Below are 7920 nucleotides of genomic sequence, written 5' to 3'. Positions count from 1 at the left end.
GACGTCGGTGTTCGGCGGGTAGCCCGAACCGTCCGTCGTGATGGTGTCACCGGGCGCCGCGACCGGCGGAGTCACCGTGATGACCGGGTCCGCGACCACCTCGACCTCGGCCGAGGCGGTGCGGCCGGCACCGTCGGCGGCCGTGATATCGAGCGTTCCCAGCGCCGTACCGGCGGGAACCTCGAACGTGGTCGAGAAGGTCCCGTTCGCGTCGGTCGTCACAGGCTGCGTGCCGATCTCGTTGCCGTCGGCGTCCGTGAACGTGACGGTCAGGGGCGTGTTGACCGGCCATCCCGCGCTGCTGACCGCCACGGTGTCTCCGGCGCTCACCTCTCCGGGCGCGGCGGTGAGCACGGGCGCGGCCTCGACCTGCGTCGTGGTCGTCGCGTCGAGACCGTCTGGACCGGTGGCGACGATCGTCAGGGTTCCCGGAGCGGTGCCCGGCGGCAGCGTCAGGGTGTCGGTCAAGGTGCCGTCGCCGCTCGTGGTGACGGTGTTCTCGCCCACCGGGTTGCCCTCGGCGTCGGTGTAGGTCACCGTCACCTCGGTGTCGGCGGGCCAGCCTTCGCCCGTGACGTTCACGGTGCCCTCCTGCGGCACCGACGCGGGACTCGCTGCCAGCGTCGGGGGAGCGAGCACGGTGACCGTGTCGCTCGCGGTCGTGCCGTCCTCGGCGGTAGCCGTGATCGTCAGGTCGCCGACCGGCGTGCCGTCGGGAACGGTGAAGGTGTCGGTGGCGACGCCCTCGCCGTTGGTGGTGACGGTGGACGTGCCGATCTCGTTGCCGTCGGCATCGACGTAGGTGAGATCGAGCTCGGTGTCCGGTTCCCAGCCCTCGGTCGTGACGTCGACGGTCTGCCCGGGACGCACCTCGTCGGGGGCCCCGGTCAGGGTCGGTGCCGGTTCCGCGGCGGTGTCGACGCGGACGGTGGAGGACGCGAGGCCGACCCGCGCGAGCGGCTCAGCCAGCGTCGGCAGCAACGTGATGTCGAGCGCACGGACCGTCGCGGACCCGGTGGTGTTCTCGAGCTCATCGGGGTCGGCCGTCGTCTGCTGGTTGATGGTCAGCTGGGCGATGTTCGGAAGGACCGTCGTGAGCAGCGGATCGATCGCCGTGGTCAGCGTGCCGACCAGCGTGTTCACCGTGCCTTCGAGACCGGTCGTGACGGGCTCGAGCACGCCGCTGAGCGCGCCGCCGAGGCCAGCGAGCGCGTCGTTCAGCACGGTCTGCAGCGGATCCGCCAACTGGACTGGGATCGCGGGTGGCGGCGTGACAGTAGGCGCCGTCGACCCTTCGAGCCCCAGGAAGCCACCGAGCGAACCCGAAACCCCCGAGGAGAGATCGACCGCCGGTTGCCCCAGGAGCGTCACCGTGACCGGCACGTCGAGCGTCAGGGTCGCGGTGTTCAGGGCGGCATCGATGAGCTCGCCGGCGGTCTCGCCCAGGCCGCCGAGCGCGTCGGCGATCCCTGCGCCGATCTGGTCGATGGTGGCGGCGGTCAGCACTTGAGTATTGGGGGACAGACCGTTGAGGTCCGTGGCGTCAGGACCCTTGAGGAGCTTGGCCACGTTGACCAGGATCAGGCCGTCGTCGAGGTCGACCGTCACGATCCCGTCGGAGCTGGTGAGGGGCGTTGCCAAGATGGCGTCCACGGTCGGCTGCAGATCGAGTGCAGCGGTGACCGTGCCGGGCCCGGCGCTGATGCCGCCGACGATGGGAACGGTGAGATCCAGCACGGTCTCCTGCGCGACGCTGTCGATGGCGCCGCCGGGGCCGACCGCAGCGTTGAAGGCGCTACCGGCGTCGAGGATCGTCGCTTCGAGGTCCGCGGCGAGTGCGTCGACGGCAGGGCTGCTGATGGCGATCTACGCTCCGGCGAGCCCGTAGGTCCGCTCGGCCTCCGCGCCGGTCTGCGCCGCCCGCGAAGCGAGTGCACCGAGTTCGACGGAGAGCTGATCGACGACGGTGTCGGTGATGTCGTCGACTCCGAGCTGTCCCAGCAACGCGGTGAGATCGAGGCGCGCGTCGCCGATGGTGGTGGGGTCGCCGACCGTGCCGAGGTCGATCGCGCCGTTATCGCCCACCGCGCCCGCCGCGGCAACCGACGAGTCGTCCGCGGGTGAGGCCGAGGCGGCGTTCAACGCGCCGGCGGCGGCTGCGTCGCCGAGGTCGAGCAGGCCCGGGTTGCCGCCTGACGCGATGAGCGGCAGGCCGATCGTGGGCAGTTGCACGCCGATCAGGCTGTTGAGCACCTCCGCGTCGATGGCGGCGGCGTTGGGGCCCTGATCGGTCTGGCTCCCACTCGACGCCGAGACGGCGTCGGCGAGGTCGGCCGTGAGCAGGTCGGATGCGATGACTCGAGCCAGGCCTTCCGCCGGATCTTCGGGTGCCGCGGAGGCGGTTCCGGGCACGAGGGTGATCGCCGGCGCGATCAGGGCGATGGCGGCGCCTCTGGCCGCCCATCTGCGAGCAGGATGCGAAGACAAGCGTCTGTTGGACACGAAGCCCCCCGAGGTAGGTGTTGTGACTGCACCCATCGTCAGCGAGCATTCGCCGGCGCGCATCTCGAACCGGACGACGGTTTCCGTTGCGCTACAGAGTTGGCCCCGGGCCCGTGTTGGTGAACGAGGGCTGGCGCCATGTCCCGATCAGTGTGATCGAGGGCGGGCAGGTGTGGGAGGTCCAGACCACGCCCGGAGCTGATCTACGACAGTTCTTCTGGCCGGCTCGCGCCGGGGGACGCCCTGACTGCGCCGGCGCACTCCACCTGAGCGCGGCCATCCTGTGCCGACGCCGCGCCTCGGCCGGCTGACGTCCGGACTAGAGCTCGCGCACGACCCGGGCCGGCGAGCCCACGGCGATCACCCCGGCCGGGAGGTCGCGCACCACGACCGACCCGGCGCCGACCACGGTGTTCTCGCCGATGGTCACCCCGGGGCAGACGATGACGCCGCCTCCGAGCCAGACGTTGTCGCCGATCGTGATGGGCTCGGCCGACTCCCACTTGTCGCGGCGGGGTCCGGGCTCCAACGGGTGGGTCGCCGTGAGCAGTTGGACGTTGGGCCCGATCTGCACGTCCTCGCCGATGGTCACCTCCGCGACGTCGAGGACGACCAGCCCGAAGTTCGCGAAGGACCGGGCGCCGAAGCTCGTCTGGTACCCGTAGTCGCAGCGGAACGGCGGCCGGATCTCGGCGCCGTCGCCGTAGTGCCCGAGCAGTTCGGTGAACAGCGCCCGCACGGTGTCCGTGTCGGTGGGGTCGGTCGTGTTGATCCGGTGCGCCAACTGCAGGGCGCGGCGAGAGTCGGCCGCGATCTGCGGGTCGTCCGTGATGTAGAGGTCACCGGCGAGCATCCGCTCGTGCATGCTGCGCGCGTCAGTCATGCCCTCACGCTAGGACAACGACGAAGGACGCCGACGCCCGATGGCGCCGACGTCCTTCGCGTCGGATGCTGACTTGCGGCGGCGAGCCCGAAGGTCAGCGCTCCTCGGTGCCCTCGATGAACGCCTCGAGCTTGGCACGGCCGAGGTCGTCGGCGCGCTGCACCGGCGGGCTCTTCATCAGGTAGGACGACGCCGAGATGAGCGGGCCGCCGATTCCGCGGTCCTTGGCGATCTTGGCCGCGCGGATCGCGTCGATGATGATGCCGGCCGAGTTCGGGGAGTCCCACACCTCGAGCTTGTACTCGAGGTTCAGTGGAACGTCGCCGAAGGCGCGACCCTCGAGGCGGACGTACGCCCACTTGCGGTCGTCGAGCCACTGCACGTAGTCGCTCGGGCCGATGTGCACGTTCTTGTCCTCGATCTTGCCCGAGAGTGGACCGTTGAGGTTCGAGGTGACGGCCTGGGTCTTCGACACCTTCTTGGACTCCAGGCGATCACGCTCGAGCATGTTCTTGAAGTCCATGTTGCCGCCGACGTTCAGCTGGTAGGTGCGGTCGAGCACGACGCCACGATCCTCGAACAGCTTCGCCATCACGCGGTGGGTGATGGTGGCGCCGACCTGGCTCTTGATGTCGTCGCCGATGATCGGGACGCCGGCGTCCTCGAACTTCTTGGCCCACTCGGGGTCCGACGCGATGAACACCGGCAGCGCGTTGACGAAGGCGACACCGGCGTCGATCGCGCACTGGGCGTAGAACTTGTCGGCCTCCTCCGAACCCACCGGGAGGTAGGACACGAGCACGTCGGCCTGCGTGTCCTTGAGGACCTGCACCACGTCGACCGGCTCGGCCGAGGCTTCCTCGATCGTCTCGCGGTAGTACTTGCCGAGGCCGTCGAGGGTGTGTCCGCGCTGCACGGTGACACCGGTCGGCGGCACGTCGGTGATCTTGATCGTGTTGTTCTCGCTGGCCTGGGTGGCCTCCGCGAGATCGAAACCGACCTTCTTGGCGTCGACATCGAACGCGGCCACGAACTCGATGTCGCGCACGTGGTAGTCACCGAACTGCACGTGCATGAGACCCGGCACGGAGCCGTTCGGATCAGCGTTCTTGTAGTACTCGACGCCCTGGATCAGGGATGTGGCGCAGTTGCCTACGCCGACGATCGCTACGCGTACCGAACCCATGAGTCCTCACTTCTTCTTTCTCGTGGTGGATGTTCGCTTCTTCGGACGCTGACCCCGGTCGGCCTCGTCCGCGGAGGTCGTCGCGGCACCCGACGGGGGCGTGGTCGCCCCGGGAGCCGTGTCCGCCGCTGCCCGCTCGCGCTCGATCAGCTCGGTGAGCCACGTGATCTCACGCTCGACGGACTCCAACCCGTGCCGTTGCAGCTCGCGGGTGTAGGAGTCCATCCGGTCACGCCCGCGCAGGGCGGCGTTCTTGACGTTGTCGAGGCGCTCCTCGAGCCGGGACCGCCGGCCCTCGAGGATGCGCACCCGGATCGGGGACGTGGTGCGCGAGAAGAAGGCGAAGCGCACGCCGAAATTCTCGTCGTCCCAGGCACTCGGTCCGGTATCGGACAGCAGTTCGGCGAGGTGTTCCTTGCCCTCCGCCGTGAGCCGGTAGGTGATCTTGGCCCGGCGGCCGCTGTCGACGTCCTCGTCGGCCACGATGTAGCCCTGCCGGCCCAGCGTCTTCAGGCAGGGATAGAGGGTTCCGTAGGACAGCAGGCGAGTCCAGCCGAGCAGGCCGTTGACCTGCTTGCGCAGCTCGTAGCCGTGCATCGGCGAGTCGGCGAGCAGGCCGAGAACGGCGAGCTCGAGGGCGACTCCCCTGCGACGGGACAACGGATGCTCCTCCGAGACGTGACGACGAGTTATATCGAGACGATACATCGTAGCGTCACTCACGTCACCGATTGTGGCGGGGGATCTTTGAACTTCAGGCCTCACCCGGCACACTGGGACGCTGGTGGCGCGCGCCCGCGCGCGGCGTGAAGGGAAAACCAGGTGGCGAGAACTCGCAAGAAGACCAAGGAGAGGCGCGGTCCGCTCCGCCGCATCGGCGGTCATGGACCGTGGCCGGTCAAGGTCCTGCGCTGGCTGCTCTTCCTGGGAGTCATCGGACTCGTGGCGGGAACGGCGGCCTTCGCGACCGCCTACGCGGTCATCAAGATCCCCGATCCCAACGCGGACTTCCAGACGCAGCGGACGGACGTCTACTTCTCCGACGGCACCACGAAGATCGGCAGCTTCTCCACGCAAGATCGCGTGATGCTGAGCTACGACGAGATTCCCGCGGTCATGAAGGACGCCGCGATCGCCGCCGAGGACCGTACCTTCTGGGAGAACCAGGGCATCGACGTCCGGGGCATCATCCGCGCCCTGCGCGACAACACGCAGAGCGGGCAGATCACCGGCGGTGGCTCCACCATCACCCAGCAGTACGTCAAGATCCTCTACCTCACGCAGGAGCAGACGTACACCCGCAAGCTGAAGGAAGCCATCCTTTCGGTCAAGATCGACAACCAGCGCAGTAAGGAGGAGATCCTCGAGGGGTACCTCAACACGATCTACTTCGGCAACGGCGCCTACGGCGTCGAGGTCGCCGCCAACAACTACTTCAACAAGCCCGCCGCGGAGTTGACCGTGCAGGAGGCCGCGTACCTCGCCACGGTCATCAACAGCCCCTCCTACTACGACCCCTACACCGAGGGCGCGACCGAACGCATCCTCCCGCGCTACCAGTACGTCATCGACGGCATGGTCAAGGCGGGCTCGCTGTCTGCCGAGGAGGCCGCGCAGTACAAGGAGGCGCTGCCGGCGTTCGCACCCAAGCAGGACCAGAACAAGTTCCAGGGCCCCAACGGTTATCTGCTCGAGCTCGTGCAACGGCACATGGAGCAGTTGCAGTTCACCGACTACGAGATCAACGGTGGCGGTTTGAAGATCGTCACCACGTTCGACAAGTCGATGCAGGACGCCGCCATCGCAGCCGTCGACCAAGTCCGTCCCGCGGGACTCGATGAGCTGAACGAGGCTCTCGTGTCCGTCGAGCCGGGGACGGGTGCGGTCCGGGCGATGTACGGCGGCCCGGACTACCTGCAGAAGCAGTTCAACTGGGCTGTCCGGGGCACGCAGCCGGGCTCGACGTTCAAGGCGTTCGCGGTCGTCGCGGCGCTGGAGAACGGTTACAGCCTGCAGACCCGGCTCAACGGCAACTCGCCACTGCAGATCGGCAACGACACGATCGTCAACCAGGGTGACAGCGGTGGTCAGTCGTACGGCTACATCTCCCTGCGACAGGCGACGGCCAACTCGGTCAACACGGCGTTCGTGGACCTGACCGACCAGATGGAGGACGGCCCGCAGAAGATCCTCGACGCCGCCGGCCGCGCGGGCATCCCGCAGTCGACCCTCGACACGATCAACCCGGTCATCGGCGTGTCGCTCGGCTACGAGAACGTGGCACCTGTGGACATGGCGAACGGTTTCGCCACGCTCGCGGCCGGGGGTAAGCGTGCCGAGTGGTACGTGATCGAATCGGTGACCGATTCGAACGGCCAGCCGCAGCACCAGCACAGCCCGAACGTCAAGCAGACGATCGCGCCTGACGTCGCTGGTGACACCGTCGATGCCCTCCAGGCCGTCGTGCAGAACGGGTCGGGTACGCGTGCCCGTACCCAGTGCCCGACCGCCGGCAAGACGGGTACCGCGACTGCGACCGACGCGAACGGACAGAACGAGCGGGTGTCGTCCTCGTGGTTCATCGGCATGACACCGAAGCTCGTCACCGCGGTGATGTTCAACCGTGAGCCGGGCAACGGCCAGCTGCGCGGCTACCTGAACCCGTTCTTCGGTGGCACGTACCCGGCGCAGACGTTCCAGGCCTACCAGCGCCAGGTGATCGACCCCTCGGACTGCGGGGAGTTCCCCGAGCCGGGCAACATCCGGGCCGAGCTGGGAACGGTTTACACGCCGCCTCCGCCGCCCCCCGAGCCCGAGCCCGAACCCACCCCGGAGCCCGAGCCGACGCCCGAGCCGGAGCCGAGCCCGACGCCGGAACCGACTCAGCCGACTGAGCCGGACGAGCCGGAGGAGCCGACCGAGCCGACCGCGTCTCCTCCGACCGGGATCTTCGACTGACCCATAGGTGGTCGAGTAGGCCCGAGGGACGAGGGCCGTATCGAGACCAGTCGAGGTGACGTGGTCTCGATACGTCGGTCGTTGAGCGACCCCCTACTCGACCACCTATGGCGCGGTGAGCGACGTGGTCCCGCAATGTCTGCGGGAGCTCCGGCCTAGACCCGGGTCAGGTGGTCGAGCAGTGGCGAGCGCCTCATAGCTGGTCGAGTAGTGGCGAGTTCTGCGAGCCGCGTATCGAGACCAGGTGAGGTGGCGTGGTCTCGATACGTCGGTCGTTGAGCGACCTCCTACTCGACCACCTATGGCGCGGTGAGCGAGGTGGTCCCGCAATGTCTGCGGGAGCTCCGGCCTACACCCGGGTCAGGTGGTCGAGCAGTGGCGACGTGGTCTC

Annotated in this window: 5 protein-coding genes and 1 pseudogene; 1 reads left to right on the top strand and 5 read right to left on the bottom strand. The window is 68.2% G+C overall.

What is annotated here, in order from left to right; translation table 11 throughout:
- The 5 genes and pseudogenes from EHW97_RS15680 to EHW97_RS04070 form a co-directional block, all read right to left on the bottom strand.
- On the bottom strand, window positions 1-312 hold a 312-nt coding region (locus EHW97_RS15680; protein WP_243696300.1), incomplete at its 3' end, for an MG2 domain-containing protein.
- Window positions 313-1515: 1203 nt separating this feature from the next.
- Window positions 1516-2412 (bottom strand): annotated as a pseudogene (locus EHW97_RS15675) (choice-of-anchor G family protein); the annotation flags it as partial.
- Between the two features lie 409 nt (window positions 2413-2821).
- Window positions 2822-3385, bottom strand: coding sequence for a sugar O-acetyltransferase (locus EHW97_RS04080; protein WP_124235876.1), 564 nt, complete (start codon window positions 3383-3385; stop codon window positions 2822-2824).
- A gap of 94 nt (window positions 3386-3479) precedes the next feature.
- Window positions 3480-4571 carry an inositol-3-phosphate synthase gene (locus tag EHW97_RS04075; RefSeq protein ID WP_124235875.1) on the bottom strand — a complete coding sequence of 364 codons (1092 nt, stop codon included), beginning with the start codon at window positions 4569-4571 and terminating at the stop codon, window positions 3480-3482.
- Between the two features lie 6 nt (window positions 4572-4577).
- Window positions 4578-5294 (bottom strand): PadR family transcriptional regulator, encoded by a 717-nt coding sequence (locus EHW97_RS04070; RefSeq protein WP_243696298.1) that lies wholly within the window; start codon window positions 5292-5294, stop codon window positions 4578-4580.
- A gap of 99 nt (window positions 5295-5393) precedes the next feature.
- Here EHW97_RS04070 and EHW97_RS15480 point away from each other — a divergent pair, with 99 nt between their 5' ends.
- Window positions 5394-7529 (top strand): transglycosylase domain-containing protein, encoded by a 2136-nt coding sequence (locus tag EHW97_RS15480; protein ID WP_208001865.1) that lies wholly within the window; start codon window positions 5394-5396, stop codon window positions 7527-7529.
- The last annotated feature ends 391 nt before the right edge of the window (window positions 7530-7920 follow it).

This window comes from Aeromicrobium camelliae (genome assembly GCF_003850045.1).
GTDB lineage: Bacteria > Actinomycetota > Actinomycetes > Propionibacteriales > Nocardioidaceae > Aeromicrobium > Aeromicrobium camelliae.
The sequence above is the reverse complement of the archived record's forward strand: the minus strand, read 5'-3'. Positions and strand labels throughout refer to the sequence as shown.